This window comes from Marinibaculum pumilum (assembly GCF_042646425.1).
GTDB lineage: Bacteria > Pseudomonadota > Alphaproteobacteria > Ferrovibrionales > Ferrovibrionaceae > Marinibaculum > Marinibaculum pumilum.
On sequence record NZ_JBHRTR010000048.1, the window covers coordinates 207,101 to 224,970 of the forward strand.

15 protein-coding genes and 1 riboswitch are annotated in these 17,870 nt (G+C 71.8%); of the genes, 10 read left to right on the forward strand and 5 right to left on the reverse strand.

From position 1 onward, the window contains the following. Positions 1–101 precede the first annotated feature (101 nt). The 8 genes from cobW (at position 102) to ACFOGJ_RS26070 (ending at position 10,057) form a co-directional block, all read left to right on the forward strand. On the forward strand, positions 102–1,238 hold the full coding sequence (gene cobW, locus ACFOGJ_RS26035; RefSeq protein ID WP_379906168.1) for a cobalamin biosynthesis protein CobW: 1,137 nt from the start codon (positions 102–104) through the stop codon (positions 1,236–1,238). Then, positions 1,238–5,041: a cobaltochelatase subunit CobN gene (cobN, locus tag ACFOGJ_RS26040; RefSeq protein WP_379906170.1), complete on the forward strand. Its 3,804-nt coding sequence runs from the start codon at positions 1,238–1,240 to the stop codon at positions 5,039–5,041. The genes cobW and cobN overlap by 1 nt, the downstream gene beginning before the upstream one ends. Then, a complete protein-coding gene (gene cobO / locus ACFOGJ_RS26045; protein ID WP_379906171.1) occupies positions 5,038–5,646 on the forward strand; it encodes a cob(I)yrinic acid a,c-diamide adenosyltransferase in 609 nt (202 codons plus the stop codon). The genes cobN and cobO overlap by 4 nt, the downstream gene beginning before the upstream one ends. A 3-nt stretch (positions 5,647–5,649) precedes the next feature. Beyond that, positions 5,650–6,066 (forward strand): DUF1636 domain-containing protein, encoded by a 417-nt coding sequence (locus ACFOGJ_RS26050; protein WP_379906172.1) that lies wholly within the window; start codon positions 5,650–5,652, stop codon positions 6,064–6,066. A 24-nt stretch (positions 6,067–6,090) separates the two neighbouring features. Further along, positions 6,091–7,596, forward strand: a complete 1,506-nt coding sequence (locus tag ACFOGJ_RS26055; protein WP_379906174.1) for a cobyric acid synthase — start codon at positions 6,091–6,093, stop codon at positions 7,594–7,596. Beyond that, positions 7,578–8,546, forward strand: coding sequence for an adenosylcobinamide-phosphate synthase CbiB (cbiB, locus tag ACFOGJ_RS26060; RefSeq protein WP_379906176.1), 969 nt, complete (start codon positions 7,578–7,580; stop codon positions 8,544–8,546). Before ACFOGJ_RS26055 ends, cbiB begins: the two co-directional genes overlap by 19 nt. 138 nt (positions 8,547–8,684) lie before the next feature. Beyond that, on the forward strand, positions 8,685–9,671 hold the full coding sequence (locus tag ACFOGJ_RS26065) for a sensor histidine kinase (protein ID WP_379906178.1): 987 nt from the start codon (positions 8,685–8,687) through the stop codon (positions 9,669–9,671). Next, positions 9,668–10,057, forward strand: coding sequence for a response regulator (locus tag ACFOGJ_RS26070; protein ID WP_379906180.1), 390 nt, complete (start codon positions 9,668–9,670; stop codon positions 10,055–10,057). Before ACFOGJ_RS26065 ends, ACFOGJ_RS26070 begins: the two co-directional genes overlap by 4 nt. Before the next feature lie 22 nt (positions 10,058–10,079). On the opposite strand, the gene ACFOGJ_RS26075 is transcribed toward ACFOGJ_RS26070, so the two are convergent. The 5 genes from ACFOGJ_RS26075 to ACFOGJ_RS26095 are packed head-to-tail and all read right to left on the reverse strand — an operon-like array spanning position 10,080 to position 15,363. Next, a complete protein-coding gene (locus tag ACFOGJ_RS26075; protein ID WP_379906181.1) occupies positions 10,080–10,871 on the reverse strand; it encodes an ABC transporter ATP-binding protein in 792 nt (263 codons plus the stop codon). A 20-nt stretch (positions 10,872–10,891) separates the two neighbouring features. Further along, a complete protein-coding gene (locus tag ACFOGJ_RS26080) occupies positions 10,892–11,956 on the reverse strand; it encodes a FecCD family ABC transporter permease (protein ID WP_379906183.1) in 1,065 nt (354 codons plus the stop codon). Beyond that, entirely contained in the window at positions 11,953–12,837 is an 885-nt protein-coding gene (locus ACFOGJ_RS26085) for an ABC transporter substrate-binding protein (RefSeq protein ID WP_379906237.1), read from the reverse strand. Before ACFOGJ_RS26085 ends, ACFOGJ_RS26080 begins: the two co-directional genes overlap by 4 nt. A 20-nt stretch (positions 12,838–12,857) precedes the next feature. Next, a complete protein-coding gene (locus ACFOGJ_RS26090; protein ID WP_379906185.1) occupies positions 12,858–13,415 on the reverse strand; it encodes a DUF7676 family protein in 558 nt (185 codons plus the stop codon). Positions 13,416–13,437: 22 nt separating this feature from the next. Continuing rightward, positions 13,438–15,363, reverse strand: coding sequence for a TonB-dependent receptor plug domain-containing protein (locus tag ACFOGJ_RS26095; protein ID WP_379906187.1), 1,926 nt, complete (start codon positions 15,361–15,363; stop codon positions 13,438–13,440). A gap of 188 nt (positions 15,364–15,551) precedes the next feature. Beyond that, a riboswitch (cobalamin riboswitch) is annotated at positions 15,552–15,795 on the reverse strand. A gap of 89 nt (positions 15,796–15,884) precedes the next feature. Between ACFOGJ_RS26095 and ACFOGJ_RS26100 the strand changes: the two genes are divergently transcribed. Both ACFOGJ_RS26100 and ACFOGJ_RS26105 read left to right on the forward strand, forming a co-directional pair. Continuing rightward, entirely contained in the window at positions 15,885–16,754 is an 870-nt protein-coding gene (locus ACFOGJ_RS26100; protein WP_379906189.1) for a LysR family transcriptional regulator, read from the forward strand. A 131-nt stretch (positions 16,755–16,885) separates the two neighbouring features. Then, positions 16,886–17,845, forward strand: a complete 960-nt coding sequence (locus ACFOGJ_RS26105) for a hypothetical protein (RefSeq protein WP_379906191.1) — start codon at positions 16,886–16,888, stop codon at positions 17,843–17,845. Positions 17,846–17,870: the final 25 nt, after the last annotated feature.

The window sequence follows — 17,870 nt, forward strand, 5'->3', positions numbered from 1 at the left end:
GCCACGCGACACGGATTGCCATGCCCGGCGATGCCCGGGCGGTCCCTCCGGTCCCGTGACCCTTCACCCGCCGCCAGGCCGAACAGCAGGCGGAGGACAGGATGCAGACAGGAACGGACGGCAAGGCGATGCCCGGAGGTGTCCGTCCCGGGCACGGCAAGATCGGCGCGACCGTGGTGACCGGCTTCCTGGGCGCGGGCAAGACCACCCTGATCCGCAACCTGATCGCCACCGCCGGCGGCCGGCGCATCGCCCTGATCATCAACGAATTCGGCGACCTGGGTGTCGACGGCGAGATCCTGAAGGGCTGCGGCGACCTGGGCTGCCCGGAGGAGGATGTGGTGGAACTGGCGAACGGCTGCATCTGCTGCACCGTGGCCGACGACTTCCTGCCCACCATGAAGATGCTGCTGGCCCGCGACCCGGCGCCGGAGCATATCGTCATCGAGACCTCGGGCCTGGCTCTGCCGAAGCCGCTGGTGAAGGCCTTCGCCTGGCCGGAGATCCGCACCCGGGTCACGGTGGACGGGGTGGTCACCCTGGTCGACGCCGCGGCGATGGCGGAAGGCCGCTTCGCCGCCGACGAGGAAGCGGTCGCCGCACAGCGCGGCGCCGACCCGGCGCTGGACCATGACAGCCCGCTGGAGGAGCTGTTCGAGGACCAGCTGGCCTGCGCCGACCTGGTGATCGTGAACAAGACCGACCTGGTGGACGTTGCGAAGCTGGAAGAGCTGCGGGCCGAGCTGTCGGGACGGCTGCGCACCGGCGTGCGGATGCTGACGGTGGCCAACGGCGCCATCGACGCCGCTCATCTGCTGGGCCTGGAGGCGGCGGCGGAAGCCGACCTCGCCGCGCGGCCGTCGCACCACGACGACGAGCCTGACCACGACCATGACGATTTCGAGAGCTTCGTCGTCACCGGCCCGGCGATCGCCGATCCGGCGCCGCTGGATGCGGCGCTGGCGGGGGTCCTGGCCCGCCACGGCATCCTGCGGCTGAAGGGTTTCGCCGCCGTCGCCGGCAAGCCGATGCGCCTGGTGGTGCAGGCGGTGGGACCGCGGGTGCAGCACCATTTCGACCGGCCGTGGAACGCGGCGGAGCGCAGCGCCGCCGCCGACCGCGCCAGCCGCCTGGTGGTGATCGGCGAGACCGGGCTGGACCGGGACGCCATTGCCGCCGACCTGCAGGCCGTGCTGGCCGCCTGCGGTGCGGAAGCGGCCGCAGCCGCCGCCGGCTGATGCACCTTCTCGCCGTCCAGCCCGGCCGCATCGACGACGGCAGCGAGGCGGTCGACCCCGGCCAGACGCCGGGGGAGATCGTCGTGCTGTCGACGGCCGACAGCGAACTGGCCTGCCTGGCGCGGGCGCGGGCGGACCTGCCGGCGGACTTTCCCGCCGTGCGGCTGGCCAACCTGCTGCAGCTGCGTCACAACCTGTCGGTCGACCTCTATGTCGAGCGGGTCGTGGGCCGTGCGCGGCTGGTCTGCGTGCGGCTGCTGGGCGGCCGCGGCTACTGGCCCTACGGCATCGACGAGATCGCCGCCTGCTGCCGCGACCGCGGCATCGCCCTGGCGCTGCTGCCGGGCAGCGGCGGCGAGGATGCCGACTTCGCCGCGATGTCGACCCTGGACGGCGCGGCGCGGGCGCGCCTGCAGGCCTATGGCGACCATGGCGGCATTCCCAACGCCCGCAGCTTCCTGCTCTATGCCGCCGACCTGATCGGCCGTGGCCAGGACTTTCCAGACTGGGCGGAGCCGGCGCCGCTGCTCTCCGCCGGGCTGTATTGGCCGGGGGCGGAACGGGCCGACCTGGCGATGGTGACGGCGCAGTGGCGCGCCGGCGCGCCGACGGCGGCGCTGCTGTTCTACCGTGCCCTAGTGCAGTCCGGCGGCACGGCGCCGGTGGACGCGATGACCGCCGCCCTGCAGGCGGAGGGGCTGAACCCGCTGCCGGTCTTCGTGCAGAGCCTGAAGGACGGCTTCGCCGCCGACCTGCTGGCGGAGCTGTTCGCCGGCCATCCGCCCGACGTGATCGTCAACTGCACCTCCTTTGCCGTCGCCGTGCCGGGGGCGGGCGATGCCGCGCCGCCAGGCGGCGCCGACTGCCCGGTGCTGCAGGCGGTGTTGGCGGCCGGCGACCGGGACGGCTGGGCGGACGGCAGTACCGGCCTGACCGCGCGCGACATGGCGATGAACGTGGCCCTGCCGGAGGTCGATGGCCGCATCCTCAGCCGTGCGATCGCCTTCAAGGCGCAGGAGCGTTTCGATGCGGCGACGGAATGGCCGATCGTGGCGCATGTGCCGGAGCCCGGCCGGGTGGGCTTCGTCGCCGCGCAGGCCGGCCGCTGGGCGCGGCTGCGGCGCACCCCGGCGGCGGAGCGGCGGCTTGCGGTCGTCCTCGCCAACTATCCGAACCGCGACAGCCGGCTGGGCAATGGCGTCGGGCTGGACACCCCGGCCAGCGCGGTGGCGGTGCTGCAGGCGCTGCAGGACGCGGGCTATGCGGTGGACGGCATCCCCGCCGACGGCGACGCGCTGATGCGCGGCCTGTCGGCCGGGCCGACCAATGAAGCGGTTCGCGACGGCGGCGCCTTCCTGCCGCTCGACGACTACCGGGCCTTCCTCGACGGTCTGCCGGCGGCGGTGGGGCGGGCGGTCACGGCCCGCTGGGGCGCGCCGGAAGCCGATCCGACGGTGGCGGTGCGGGACGGCGCGGCCGGCTTCGTGCTGCCGGTGCTGGCCTTCGGCCGGATATTGGTCGGCATCCAGCCGGCGCGCGGCCGCGACGTCGATGCGCTGGCCAGCTATCACGACCTCGCCCTGGTGCCGCCGCACGCCTATCTCGCCTTCTATGCCTGGCTGCGCACCGCCTTCGACGCCCATGCCGTGATCCACCTGGGCAAGCACGGCACCCTGGAATGGCTGCCGGGCAAGGCGCTGGCGCTGTCGGCTTCCTGCTATCCGGAGGCGGCGCTGGGGCCGCTGCCGCATCTCTATCCCTTCATCGTCAACGATCCGGGGGAGGGCAGCCAGGCGAAGCGGCGCAGCGCGGCGGTGATCGTCGACCATCTGACCCCGCCGCTGACCCGGGCGGAGAGCTATGGCCCGCTGAAGGACCTGGAGGCGCTGGTCGACGAATATTACGACGCCGCGCAGGGCGATCCGCGGCGGGTCGAGGTGCTGCGGGAGGAGATCCTGGCGCTGATGGCGCGGATCGGCCTGGACCGGGACCTGGACGCCGCGTCGCTGCCCGCCGCGGCTGCGGCCGCGGGCGATTGCGGCGACCCGGCGGAGCGCCGCCTGCAGCAGCTGGACGCCTATCTCTGCGAACTGAAGGAACTGCAGATCCGCGACGGGCTGCATGTCTTCGGCCGCGCGCCGGAGGGGCGCCAGTGCCGCGACCTGCTGGTTGCCCTGGCGCGCCTGCCGCGCGGCCATGGCCGCGACGGCCAGGCCTCCCTGCTGCGGGCCCTGGCGGCCGATCTGGGCCTGCAGGGCTGGGACCCGCTGGAGGCCGATCCGGCCCTGCCCTGGACGGGGCCGCAGCCACCGGCGCTGGCGGCGATGTCGGACGAACCCTGGCGCATCGCCGGCGATACGGTGGAGCGGCTGGAGCTGCTTGCCGCGGCCCTGGTGGAGGGCGCGCGGGCGCCGGAGCCGGGCTGGCCCGGCACCGCGGCGGTGCTGGCGGCGATCGATGCGGAGCTGCGGCCTGCGGTGGCAGGCTGCGGCACGGCGGAGCTGGACGGCCTGCTGCGCGGGCTGGATGGCCGCTTCGTCGCGCCCGGACCGTCCGGGGCGCCGACCCGCGGCCGGCCCGAGGTGCTGCCGACGGGCCGGAACTTCTATTCCGTCGACACAAGGTCGGTGCCGACCCCGGCGGCCTGGTCGCTGGGCTGGGCCTCGGCGCAGCTGCTGGTGGAGGATTACCTGCAGCGCCACGGCGACTGGCCGCGTCGCATGGCGCTGACCGGCTGGGGCACGGCCAACATGCGCACCGGCGGCGACGATATCGCCCAGGCGCTCGCACTGATGGGGGTGCGGCCGACCTGGGACGCCGCGGCGCGCCGGGTCACCGGCTTCGAGGTGCTGCCGCTCTCGGCCCTGGGCCGGCCCCGGGTCGACGTCACCTTCCGGGTCTCCGGCTTCTTCCGCGATGCCTTCCCGGCCCAGATCGACCTGCTGGATTCGGCGGCCCGGGCGGTGATCGCGCTGGACGAGCCGGCGGAGGAGAACCCGCTGGCCGCCGCCGCGGCGGACGAGGCGCGGGCGCTGCGCGCCGCCGGCATGGAGGCGGAGAAGGCACGGCTGCAGGCCGGCTGGCGGGTGTTCGGCTCCGCCCCCGGCAGCTATGGCGCCGGGCTGCAGGGCATGATCGATTCCGGGGGCTGGGCCGATCGCGCCGAGCTGGCGGATGCCTATCTGGCCGGCGGCGGCTTTGCCTATGGCGCAGGGCGCGAGGGCGAGGCCGCCGGGGAGCGTTTCGCCGCCCGCCTGGCCGGTGCCGACGCCGTGGTCCAGAACCAGGACAATCGCGAGCACGACCTGCTGGATTCCGGCGAGTATTACGAGTTCGAGGGCGGCATGGCCGCGGCGGTGGCGCATCTGCGCGGCACCGCGCCGGAGCTCTATCACAACGACCATGCGCAGCCCGGCCGGCCGCGCATCCGCCGGCTGGAGGACGAGCTGGCGCGGGTCTTGCGCGGCCGCGCGGCGAACCCGAAATGGATCGCCGGCGCGATGCGGCACGGCTACAAGGGGGCCTTCGAGATGGCGGCCACGGTCGATTATCTCTATGCCTTCGCCGCTACCACCGGGCTGGTGAAGGATCACCAGTTCGACCTGCTGTTCGACGCCTATCTGGACGACCGCGCGGTGCGCGACTTCATGGCGCGCAGCAATCCGGCCGCCCTGCGCGAGATGGCGGCGCGGTTCGAGGAGGCGATGGCGCGCGGCCTCTGGCGGCCGCAGAGCAACAGCGCCCGCGACACCCTGGCGGCCCTGGCCGCCGGTGCCGGGGGGCGGCAAGGAGAACCGGCATGACCGAGACGCCCGACGATACCCGCCATTCGGAGAAGATGCGCAAGGTGAAAGAAGCGCGCGACCGGATGATGCTGGAGAAGAATATCGAGAAGGGCCTGCTGATCGTCCATACCGGCAAGGGCAAGGGCAAGACGACGGCGGCCCTGGGGATGGTGATGCGCGCCATCGGCCATGGCCAGAAGGTCGGCGTGGTGCAGTACGTGAAGGGGGCCTGGACCTCCGGCGAGAAGGCGGTGCTGGAGGCCTTCCCCGAGCAGGTCCGCATCGAGGTGCTGGGCGAGGGCTTCACCTGGGTGACGCAGGACCGCGCCCGCGACATCGCCGCGGCGGAGCGCGCCTGGGCGGTGACGAAGGAGATGATCCTGGACCCGGAGATCCGGATGGTGCTGTGCGACGAACTGAACATCGTGCTGCGCAACGACTATCTGCCGCTGGACGAGGTCGTCGCCTTCCTGCGCGACCGGCCGGCCGACACCCATGTCATCGTCACCGGCCGCAACGCCAAGCCGGAGCTGATCGAGGCGGCCGACCTGGTGACCGAGATGAGCCTGGTGAAGCATCCCTTCCGCGACGGCGTGAAGGCGCAGGCCGGGATCGAGTTCTGAGCCATGCTGCTGCGTGAAAGCGATGCCGGGCCGGCGATCGTGCTGTGCAACACCTGCCGGTTCGATGCGGAGGCGAGCGAGGCACCGGACGGCCGGCGCGGCGGCGCCCGTTTCGTCGCGGCGGTGCGCCGCGCCGCGGCCGCGGCGGTGGAAGAGGGCGAGCCGCCGGTGGCGGTGGAGGAAATGCCCTGCCTGTTCGCCTGTTCGCGCCACTGCACCGCGCATCTGCGCGCGCCGGGAAAGATCGGCTATGTGCTGGGCGGCTTCGCGCCGACCGACGAGGATGCGCAGGCCCTGGTCGCCTTCTTCCGCCTGTACCGCGACAGCGCGGAGGGGCGGGTGCCGTTCCGGCAATGGCCGGAGGGGATCAAGGGGCATTTCATCGTCCGCCTGCCGCCGCCCGGCCATGTGGTGGCCTGACCGCCCGATCCCGGTTTCGGGGGCATGAGGGCCGCCCGACCGCGGGCCCTGATGGTGCAGGGCACCGGCTCGGACGTCGGCAAGTCGGTGCTGGTCGCCGGCCTGGCCCGCGCCTATGCCCGCCGCGGCCTGAAGGTGGCCCCGTTCAAGCCGCAGAACATGTCGAACAATGCCGCGGTCACCGCAGAGGGCGGCGAGATCGGCCGCGCACAGGCGCTGCAGGCGCGGGCCGCCGGCATCGCCCCGTCGGTCCACATGAACCCGGTCCTGCTGAAGCCGGAAAGCGACCGCGGCAGCCAGGTGGTGATCCAGGGCCGTGCCGAGGGGCGCATCGAGGCCGGCGCCTGGCGGTCGCGCCGGGCGCGGTTCCTGCCGGCGATCCTGGACAGCTTCGCGACGGTCGGCGCGGGCCGCGACCTGGTGCTGGTCGAAGGGGCCGGCAGTGCCGCGGAGGTCAACCTGCGGGCCGGCGACGTGGCGAACATGGGCTTTGCCGAGGCCGCGGGCCTTCCGGTGGTGCTGGCCGGCGATATCGACCGCGGCGGCGTGATCGCGGCCCTGGTCGGCACCGCCGCGGTGCTGTCGCCGCCGGATGCGGCACGGATCCGCGGCTTCCTGGTCAACAAGTTCCGCGGCGATCCGGCGCTGTTCGCCGACGGGATGGACTTCGTCGCCGGGCGCACCGGCTGGCATCCGGTCGGCGTCCTGCCCTGGCTGCCGGCGACGGCGCGGCTGCCTGCGGAGGATGCGGTGCGGCTGGAACGGCCGGTTGCGGGGCGGGGTGGCGACCGGCCGCCGGTCTCGATCGCGGTGCCGATGCTGTCCCGGATCGCGAATTTCGACGACCTGGACCCGCTGCTGGCGGAGCCGGCGGTGTCGGTCGCCTTCGTGCCGCCGGGCCGGCCGCTGCCGCGCGATGCCGATGCCATCGTTCTGCCGGGCACCAAGTCCACCCGCGGCGATCTTGCGATGCTGCGGGAACAGGGCTGGGATATCGACATCATCGCCCATCGCCGCGCCGGCGGCCGGGTGCTGGGGCTTTGCGGCGGGCTGCAGCTGCTGGGACGCCGGGTCGACGATCCGCAGGGCAGCGACGGCGCGCCGGGCAGTTCGCCCGGCCTCGGCCTGCTGGACGTCGCCACCGCGATGGCGGCGCAGAAGGTGGTCCGGGAGGCGCAGGGTATCGCGCCGGACTATGGCGGGGCGGCGGTGCGGGGGTACGAGATCCATATGGGTGCCACCGAGGGCCCCGATGCCGCGCGGCCGCTTGTGCTGCTGGACGGCCGGCCGGACGGGGCCCGCAGCGCCGACGGCCGGGTGGAGGGCAGCTATCTGCACGGCCTGTTCGGGTCGGACGGCTTCCGCGCCGCCTGGCTGGAAAGCCTGCGGGCCGGTACCGCTTCCGGCCTTCCCTTCGAGGCGGGCGTCGACGCCGCCCTGGACGAGATCGCGGAGGCGCTGGAGGCGCATCTGGACCTGGACGGGCTGCTGGCCCTGGCCGAGGAGCCGGGATGGTCGCCCAGACCCTGATCATGATGGCGATGGCCATGCTGGCCGACGGAGTGATCGGCGACCCCCCCAGATTGTGGCGGCGCCTGCCGCATCCGGTCGTGCTGATGGGCCGGATCGTCGACCGGGCCGACCGGTCGTTCAATCACGACGGCGCAGCCGATGGGCGGCGGCGCCTGGCCGGCATCCTGTCGCTGCTGCTGCTGGTCGGTATCGTCGGGATCGTGGCCTGGACGATCCAGCACCTGCTGTCGCGCCTGCCCGGCGGCATCCTGGTGGAGGCGCTGCTGGCCGGCATCCTGATCGCGCAGCGCAGCCTGGTGGAGCATGTCCGCGACGTGGAGGACGGGCTGCGGATCGACGGCCTGGCGACCGGCCGGGTCGCCCTGTCGCGCATCGTCGGCCGCGACACGACGGACCTGCAGCCGCCGGAGGTGCGCCGCGCGGCGCTGGAGAGCCTGGCGGAGAACCTGTCGGACGGGGTGGTGGCGCCGGTCTTCTGGGGCTGCCTGTTCGGCCTGCCGGGAATCGCCGTCTACAAGGCGATCAATACCGCCGATTCGATGATCGGCCATCGCGGGCCCCGCTACGGTGCTTTCGGCTGGGCTGCGGCGCGGCTCGACGATGCCGTGAACTGGATCCCGGCCCGCCTGACCGGCCTGCTGATCGCCGCCAGCGCCGGCCGGCACTGGCGGCGGTCGCTGGCAGTGATGGCGCGGGATGCGCGGGCCCACCGGTCCCCGAATGCCGGCTGGCCCGAGGCGGCGATGGCCGGCGCGCTGGGTGTCAGGCTGTCGGGACCGCGCCGCTACGACGGCCGGATCTCCCCCGAGCCCTGGGTCAATGGCGCCGGCTTCGACGCCCGGGCGAAGCATATGCGCGCGGCCCTGGACATGACGGTGACCTGCTGCCTGCTGCTGGGCGGTAGCCTGGTCTGCCTCGCTGCCGGCGCCTGGCTGCTCGGCTGGTAAGGGACCAAGCGCAGCGGATTCGTCCAAATGGCGTATAATGCGGCAGCCGTGGAACCGCGCGGGGTGCTGGATCATTGGGACGATTGCATGCATACGCAAACGCGGTACCTTTCCAGGATGACACCTTCAGGCCCAGCGGTGGTTCCAGAGAATCTGGTCCGCCTCGCCGGTGCCGTGGTGGGCGCGGTGGCTGCGCCCGCGGCGGCGATCGACGGCGGCATGCGGATCGTTGTTGCCAACCCGGCGTTCGGCACGCTGGTGGGCGATGGCGGCAATCTGTCCGGGCGCGAACTGGCGCGGCTGCAGGCCTGTCGCTGGGACGGGCCGGATTTCAGCGATGCCGTTCGGCGGGTCCTGCCGGAAGAGCGTGCGTTCAACGGTTGTCCGCTGGAATGCCTGGATGGCCGTCGCATGACCGTGAACGGCTGCCCGATCCGGCCCGATGAGCATTCTGCGTCGATGATGCTGCTGACTTTCGATACCGTGCAAGCGCCGCTGCCCGGCAGCCCGGCGGCGATCACCGCCGGGCTGACCGACCCGCGGGTGATCGAGATCGCGCATCGGGTAAAGAACCTGCTGGCCCTGGTGCAGTCGCTGGCGATACAGACCCGGGGCGAGGATGTCGCCAGCTTTCGCACTGCCTTTCTCAGCCGCATGAAGGCGCTGGCCCTTGCCCATGGCACGATGCTGGAGACCTCGCTGGACCGTGCGCCGCTGCGATCCCTCCTGCACAACCTGCTGGCGCCGTTCCTCCAGGACAGCCCCGACCGGATCGTGATGGACGGGCCGCCGGTCGCCCTGTCGCCGAACCAGGTCACCATCTTCGCCCTGATCGTGCACGAGCTGGCCAGCAACGCGGCCCGGCACGGGGCACTTTCGAACTCTGGCGGGCGTATCCTGGTGACCTGGCGCAACGATGGCGACCGCCTGCATCTGGAATGGCGCGAACAGGGCGCGCAGCTGCCGCCCGGTACGCGGGAGGCCGGCTTGCAGGACCATGAGGGCTTCGGCACGATCCTGATCCGGCGCGCCGTCGCCTACCAGCTGCGTGGCCATGCGGATCTCGGCTTCGCCCCGGACGGCTTCGTCTGTGCGATGGACTTCCCGCTCAAGAGGGCAGCATGACGACGGAAACAGAACATGCCGCCGCGGCCGGGCTGGTCACCGGCACGATCCTCGTGGTCGAGGACGAGGTGCTGGTGGCGATGGAGATGGAGGACCGCCTGATCGCCCTGGGCTACAACGTCCTCGGCCCGGCGCCCAGTGTCGCCGATGCCAATGCCCTGCTGGACCAGGGTCTGCCCCGGGCGGCACTGCTGGACGTCAATCTGGGCGACGAGACGGTCGCCCCGGTCGCGCGCCGGCTGCTGGAGGCCAGCATCCCCTTCGCACTGGTCACCGGTTATGCCCGCCTGGCGCTGGACGATCCCGCCCTGCGCGACGCGCCGCGGCTGAGCAAGCCGGTGGCCGACCGCGACCTGGTCCGCATGCTGCAGCGCCTGGCACCATAGGGTTTCGGCCGACAGGCCGCTTTCAGGAACCGATCTCCCAGGCCAGCGGCACGATGGTACCGCCGGCCGGCAACAGTAGCGGTCGCACCGCGAAGGCCCGTTCGATCGAGTCGGCGGAAAGGGCGGTCGCCGGCGGCCCGTCCGCCAGGGTGCGGCCCTCGGCGATCAGGTGCACCCGGTCGCAGAAGCGGGCGGCGAGGACCAGGTCGTGCAGCACCAGCAGGATGCCGCGGCGCTTGCCCTGCGGCGGCCGGGCAAGCGCCGCCAGGGCAGCGAGCAGGCGCAGCTGGTGGTGCGGGTCCAGGCCGGTCGCCGGCTCGTCCAGCAGCAGATAATCCGGTTCTCCCGCCAGCACCCGCGCCATCATCACCCGACTGCGTTCGCCGCCGGACAGAGCGGTCACCGGCCGGTCGGCCAGGTGGCTGCAGTCCATCAGCGCCATCGCACCTTCCACCGCCGCCAGGTCGGCGGCCGACAGGCCGCGCAGCGGCGAGAGTTCCGGGGTTCGCCCCAGCGACACGACATGGCGCACCTTGAGCGGCCAGTCGCTGACCGCGTCCTGCGGCAGGTAGCCGATGCGCCGCGCCGCGCTCCGGCGGTCCATGCCGGCGAGCGGTGCGCCGTCCAGCAGGATGCGGCCGGCAGCGGCAGGCTTCAGGCCGAGCATCGCCTTGAGCAGGGTGCTCTTGCCCGAGCCGTTCGGGCCCAGCAGGCCCACAATCTCGCCGGGCGCCACCTGCAGCGACACCCCCTGCACCACGCGGCGGCGGCCCTGGACGACATCGACCCGCTCCGCCTGCAAGGCGCCAGCCATCCCCATCATCGCATGGCCAATCATCGCACCGACCGGCGGCTGCGCAGGATCAGGGTCAGGAAGAACGGCGCCCCCAGAAGTGCGGTGATGACACCGAGGTTCAGCTCCTGGTTGGTCGGCGCGGCACGGGTGACGATGTCGGCGGCGACCACAAGGATCGCGCCGGCCAGCGCGCTGGCCCAGAGCAGGGGCTGCGGCCGCTGTCCGACCAGCGGGCGCATGACGTGGGGCACCATCAGGCCGACGAAGGCGATGCTGCCGGCGATCGAGACCGCGGCCCCGACGGCCAGCGCCACGCCAAGGATCGCCCGTGCCTTCAGCGCGTTCAGGTTGACCCCCAGGCTGGCTGCCGTCTCCTCGCCCAGCGCCAGGGCCTCCAGGCCGCGGCCGCAGGAGAAGATCAGGGCCAGGCCTGCGGCGACGAACGGCGCCGCGGCCAGGATCTCGGTGTTGCTGCGGTCCTTCAGCGACCCCAGCAGCCAGAACACGATCTCGCGCACCGCCCAGACATTGGGCGACAGGTTCATCGCCAGCGAGGTCAGCGACCAGGCGATGCTGCCGATCGCTACCCCGGCCAGGATGACGGTGAGGACGCTGGCGTCGCGGCCGGCGAGGACCTGCATCGCGATGGCGGCCAGCATGGCGCCGGCCATCCCGGCGGCGGGAAGCAGCCAGACGCTGGCCCCGGCCAGGCCGAAATAGATCGTCGCCACCGCGCCCAGCGCCGCGCATTGCGAGACGCCGATGATGCCGGGATCGGCCAGGGGATTGCGCAGCAGGCCCTGCATCGCGGCGCCGGCCGCGCCCAGCGCGCCGCCGACGGTGGCGCCCAGCAGGGCGCGGGGCAGGCGGATCTCCAGCACCACGAGGTCCAGTGCCGCATCGCCGCTGCCGCCGGCGAGCAGGGTGCCCAGCACGGTGCCGGCCGGCAGGTCGACATAGCCGGTGATGATGGAGGCGAGCAGGCTCAGCACAAGCAGCGCAACCAGGGCTGCGGCCAGGAGGGCGGGGGGCGGCGGTTCGCGCCGGGCGGCGGCGGTCTGGGCAGCAGTGGTCTGGGCAGCAGGGGTCTGGGCGGCGGTCATGGCAGGCCGCCGTCGCGGCGCAGCTCCGCGATGCCGATCCTCAGGTCGGCGATCGCCAGCATCAGGAACCAGCCTGAGCAGATCCAGTGCCGGCCCTGGATCTCGGTCGCCGGCACCCGGTCCAGCAGGGCCTGGAAGCCGGAATGGAAGCGCATCCGCTGGGTCAGCGAGAAGGCGTTGTCGCGGAAGAAGCTGAGCACCAGCAGGTCCGGGTCGGCCAGCATGGCCTGCTCCAGCCCGATCGTGCCCCAGCCTTGCAGGCCCATTTCCGTCGCCGCGATGTTCTCCGCGCCGCCGGCGCGCAGCACCTCGTGGCCGAAGCTGCCGGGCCCGGCGGTGGTGCCGCCGGGCGACATGTACAGGGTGCGCGGCCGTGCACCCGCCTCGCGCTCCGTCCCCTCCTCGCGCTCCGCCCCCTCCTCGCGCTCCGCCACAGCGATGCGGGCGCGCATCGCCGCGGCCAGCTGCCGGCCGCGCTCCGCCACGCCCAGCCGCGCCGCCACGGTTTCGGTGAGGTCGGCGATTTCGCCCAGGTCCTCGAGCAGCGGCAGGGCGATCACCTCCATCCCCTCCGCCTCCAGGAAGTCGCGGGTCTTGTCGACGCCCCAGGCATCGGCGATCACGATGTCCGGCCGGGCCATCACGATTTCCTCGACGGTACCGCGGTTGCCGGGCATTGCTGCCGCCTGCCGCCAGTGGATCGAGAGATCCGGGTCGGCGGCCGATTGCGAGAGGCTGAGGATCCGCTCCGGCGGCAGCAGGGCCAGGGCGAACTGGTCGGCACAGAGGCTGGTGGACATCACGGTCGGGATCGCCGCGTCGGCATTGCCAGACTGCGGTGCCAGCAGCACGGCCACCGCCACGGCGGCGGCGTGCAGCATGCGGTGCAAGGCCAGCTCCGTCAGTGGCGGACGCCGGTGGCGGCGCGGTCGACCGGGTCCGGGGCGAGGCCGAGCAGCCGTGCGCGCAGCTTGTCCCACAGCGCCAGCCGCTCCCAGCTCGGTTCGGCTTCGATCTGCTGGTCGGGCGAGAGGAAGGGATGCGGCAGGAAGACCTGGAACTGGTGCTCGCCGCGGCCGTTGAACAGCCGCAGGCCCCAGGAGCCCGGCGTGTCGTCGGCCTTCAGGGTGCGGTACAGCTCCGCCCGCGCGGTCGGGCGGATGCGCGACAGTTCCGGGTCCTTGTCCTTGTAGGCGCCGATGCAGACGTGGAAATGCCAGGCGCCGAAATCGACCGTCAGATAGCCTTTCATGACGCCGATGCGCTGCGGCGGGCCGGGGGCCTTCGCCTCGAAGGCGGCGCCCTGCACCAGATAGCCGAAATGGATCTCCGACCAGTGGTTGCGGAAGATCTCCTCGAAGGCCTTCAGCAGGACCGTCTCTTCCGCCGGGATCGGGAAGATGTCGAGGCGGCCGGTGCCGAGTTCCTCGGTCCGATAGGGCTTCGCGAGTGCTGTCATGGGATGGCCTTTCCTGCGGCGATCAGAAGCGGGCGCGGATGCCGGCATAGACGGAACGGTCCGGCGTGCCGATGCCGGCCCGTTCCTCGTACTGGTGGTTCAGGACGTTCTCCACCCGGCCGAACAGGCTCACGTTCGGGCGCAGGTCGTAGTCGGCGCGCAGGCCGAACACGGTGAAGGGATCGGACCAGCCGACGAAGTTGCGCTGGCTCGACTGGTAGCGCGCGCTGCCGCCGACCCGCAGCGCATCGGTCACGCCGTAGGAGAGGTCCAGATAGGCCTTGTGCGCCGGCACGTCGGCCAGCGAGGTGTCGGTGGAGGTGTCGTTGGCGCGGTCGTAGGTATAGCTGCCGCGCACGACGAAGCGGTCGACCGGCTCCGCCGCCACGGCGAACTCGACACCGTCGGAGCGCACCGTGTCGCGATTGCCATAGCCGCCGGTGGTGCCGAAATAGGGCTGGCAGGCGGCCGGCAGGGTGCGGAAGCTGTCATAGGCGATCTGGTCGCGGATATCGACCCGGAACAGGGTGGCACTCAGGTCCAGCCGGCCCTGCGGCAGGCTCTGGTCGATGCCGAAGTCGAAGCCCTTGCTCTTCTCCGGCTTCAGGTCGGAGAAGCCGATGCAGGGATCGTTCAGCTCATAGAGCGACGGCGTGACGAAGCCTGTGCCGTAGCTGCCGCGGAACTTCGTGCCCCAGCCAGGCGCGATCCAGTCGGGCAGGAACCAGGCGGCGGTGCCGCGCCAGGTGAACTCGCCGCCGAACTGCTGGTTGTCGTCGTAGCGGCCACCGACGGTGAGGGTGAGGTTGCGCCACGGCTCCACCTGCGCCTCGCCGAAGGCGGAATTGGTGCCGACCGTGGCATCGATGCTGCCCAGCGCCGGCGTACCGGCGGAGTTCGGTGCCCGCTGGCGCAGCTGCTGCTCCTCCGTCTCCACGCCGCCGGCCAGGGTGACCCGGTCGGAGACGGCATAGGCGCTGCGCGCCTCCAGCTTGGTCTTGGTGCCGTCGTAGGTGTCGCCGTTCAGGGTGCCGCGGATATAAGTCCGATGGTGCCAGCTATAGTTCGCGGCGATGGTGGTGGTCAGCCGGCCGTCCAGCAGGCTGATGTCGCTGCCGGCGCGATAGTACTGCTCCTGCTTCTTGATATAGGTGTCGATCAGGTCGCGGGTCGCGGAATCGCTCGGCTGGCGCTCCCAGACCCAGCGGCCCTTGGCGAAGGCGGTGACGTTATCACCGATGGCGACCTTGGCCTTGCCCTGCAGCGACTTGGAATGGAAGTCGTCGGCTTCCGACCCGCCGCGCTTGTCGCTGAAGCTGGAATAGCCGCGGGTGCGGAAGGTGGCGGCATCGGCGCTGAAGGTCACCGGCCCCTGCACCCCGCCCACCCCGGCATTGGTGCGGATCTCGCCATAGGAGCCCGCCTCCGCCAGGCCGGAGGCCTGGAACGGCTTCGTCGGGTCCTTTGTGACGATGTTGATCACGCCGCCGGACGCGTCGGCGCCGTAGAGCGCCGATTGCGGGCCGCGCAGCACCTCGACCGACCGGATCGAATCGACCGGCATGGTGCCGAATTCATAGACCACTTGGGCACGCGAGGGGTCGGCGACCTCGATGCCGTCGACGATCACCAGCGTGTTGCGGGGGCCCAGGCCGCGGATCCGGACCGGGGTGGCGGCACCGGTCGCGCCGTTCGGGCTGACATCGACGCCGGGCAGGGTGTTCAGGGCATCCTGCAGCCGGCTGGTCTGGCGGTCCTCCAGTTCCTCCGCCGTCAGCACCGATACCGCGCTGCCGACCTCGTTGATCGGCGTCGGCGTGAGGTTCGGTGTGGTCACGACCACGGGCTCCAGGCGCAGCGGCCGCCCGGCCTCCTGGGCGATGGCTGTGGATGCGGCGATGCCGGCCAGCAGGATGCCGGCCGCGGAAAGACAGATCTGGCGTGTCATGCGACCCCCGTCGAGACGTCATGGTGGTGCGCATGACGCGGACGAGGATCGGCCGCCGGATGGCCGGATTCGGGGTGCGGTTCACCGTCGAGGCCGACCGGAACGGCGGCCGGATGGCCGACGCCGCGCATGCGCAATGCATGTCGCCTCGACGGATCGATCCGTGCCCTCGGCAATTCCCGGCCGCGGGACGGGCGACGTCGACGGCAGGTCTCCTGGCTCGCGGGTCGTCGTCGCCGGTCCGGCCTTCCCGCCGGGGCGCGGCTTGCGCCGCCTGCCGGCAGTGGCATGTCGGTGGACCGGGACTCGCCGCCTACAGTTGCGGGTACAGCTGCAGATTTGGCCATGCGCCACCAGGGGCGGGGCCGCACTGCATTCCCTTTTCATCCCGGCCGGATTTCGTACCGGGACACCGTCAGGCACGAGTCTATGCCGAAGCGGGGTACGGCCGTCAATCGCCAAGGTCGCTCTCGGCGATTCCGCCTTGTCGCGCGAATCCGGCGGCGCGATAGTGCGCGGGCATGGATGTCGAGCTGGCGCGCACTTTCCTGGCGGTGATCGACAGCGGCAGCTTCGTGGAGGCGGCCGCGCGGCTGCACGTCACCCAGTCCACCGTCAGCATGCGGGTGAAGACCCTGGAGGCGCAGCTCGGCAAGACCCTGTTCGAGCGCAACAAGTCCGGCGCCACCCTGACCGCCGCAGGGCAGCAGTTCCAGAAACATGCTCTGGCCTTCGTCCGGGTCTGGCAGCAGGCGCGGCTGGAGGTCTCCCTGCCGGCCGGCTACGACGCCGCGCTCACCGTCGGCGGCACCTACAGCCTGTGGGACGGTTTCCTGCTGCCATGGGTCACCCGCATGCGGCGCAGTGCGCCGGCGATCGCGATCCGCACCGAACTCGGCACCTCCGCCGCCCTGATGCAGCACCTGGTGGGGGGCATGCTCGATGTCGGGGTGATGTATACGCCGGAACGGCGGCCCGGCCTGGAGGTGGAGCTGCTGTTCGAGGAACGGCTGGTCCTGGTCTCCAGCGAGAAGCGGTCGCGCGGCCGGGCCGGCCAGGGCTATCTGGGCCGCAACTATGTCTACATAGACTGGGGTCCGGAATTCCAGGCCGACCACGGCCTGGCCTTCCCCGACCTGTCGACCCCGGGGCTGTACATGGAGCTGGGCTCGCTGGGCCTGGACTACCTGCTGGCCAACCCGGCTTCCGGCTATTTCCCGCACCGCCTGGCCGCGCCGCACCTGGCCAGCGGCGCGCTGCGGCTGGTGGCGCAGGCGCCGGTCTTCGCCTATCCGGCCTATATGGTGTTCCCGCAGGATGCTGCCGGCAGCGGCCTGGAACGGGCATTGCGCACCCTGCGCCGCAGCGCCGCGCAGCTGGCGGAGGGGTAGGGGCGCCCGCGCAACAATGTGGCCATTCGCCGGCAACCGTCGGATGATGGCGCCACAGGTCCCGTTGCCCGCCGTCCCGGCCGATGCGCCGGCCAATGCCGAGAGGTGCGGCCCAGACCGGGGAGACACCGATGCCCATCGTCGAACGCGATCCGTGGCGAATGCAGTATTTCGAAGCCGTGCCCTGTCCGGAGGATGTCCTGATCCCCACGGAGGACGGCGATGCCTATCGCTGGTACCCGCAGCAGCGGTGGATCTACAACAAGCTGCTGATCGCGGAGAGCCAGGGGCTGGATTGCGGCCCGCACGGGCTGGAGCCGGAGCGCTTCCCGGTCTTTTCCAAGCCGATCTACAACATGCGCGGCATGGGCGCCGGCAGCCGGGTCTTCGCCGATGCCGACGACTACCATGCCGGCCAGCTGCCCGGGCATATGTGGAGCGAACTGCTGGAAGGCGAGCATGTCAGCACCGACGTCGCGGTGCTGCGCGGCACGCCGGTCTGGTGCCGGCACGTGATCGGCCATGCGGTCGGCGACGGGGTGTTCGACCACTGGACCGTGCTGGCCGACCACAAGCCGGAGCTGGAGGCCTATCTGTTCGCATGGATCGGCCGCCTGTTCGGCGGCTATACCGGCATGATGAACTTCGAGACCATCGGCGGCCGCATCATCGAGGCGCATCTGCGCTTCGCCGACCAATGGCCGGACCTGTACGGGCCGGGCTGGGTGGACTCGCTGGTGGCGCTGTACCAGCGCGGCGAATGGACCTTCCGGGAAGAGGATGCGCCGACGCACGACGGCTACAGCGTGGTGCTGTTCGGCGCCCACGGGCCGGTCTACCGGCCGCCGCCCGCGGATGTCGTCGAGCAGATCCGTGCGCAGCCGGAGGTCGCCTCGGTGCAGATCACCTTCCATCCGGACAAGCCGCCGGAGCAGCATTCGATGCCGCCCGGCGGTTTCCGGCTGGCGATCGTCAACTGCTGGGACCTGGAAGCCGGCCAACGCTACCGCGAACAGCTTGCGCTCGCCTTCTGGACGGCGCAGAAGCTGGGGCCGCGGCGCCGCGGCCGCCACCGGCAGGGCGCCGCATGACCATGTTTCGCGGCGGCAGGGGGGC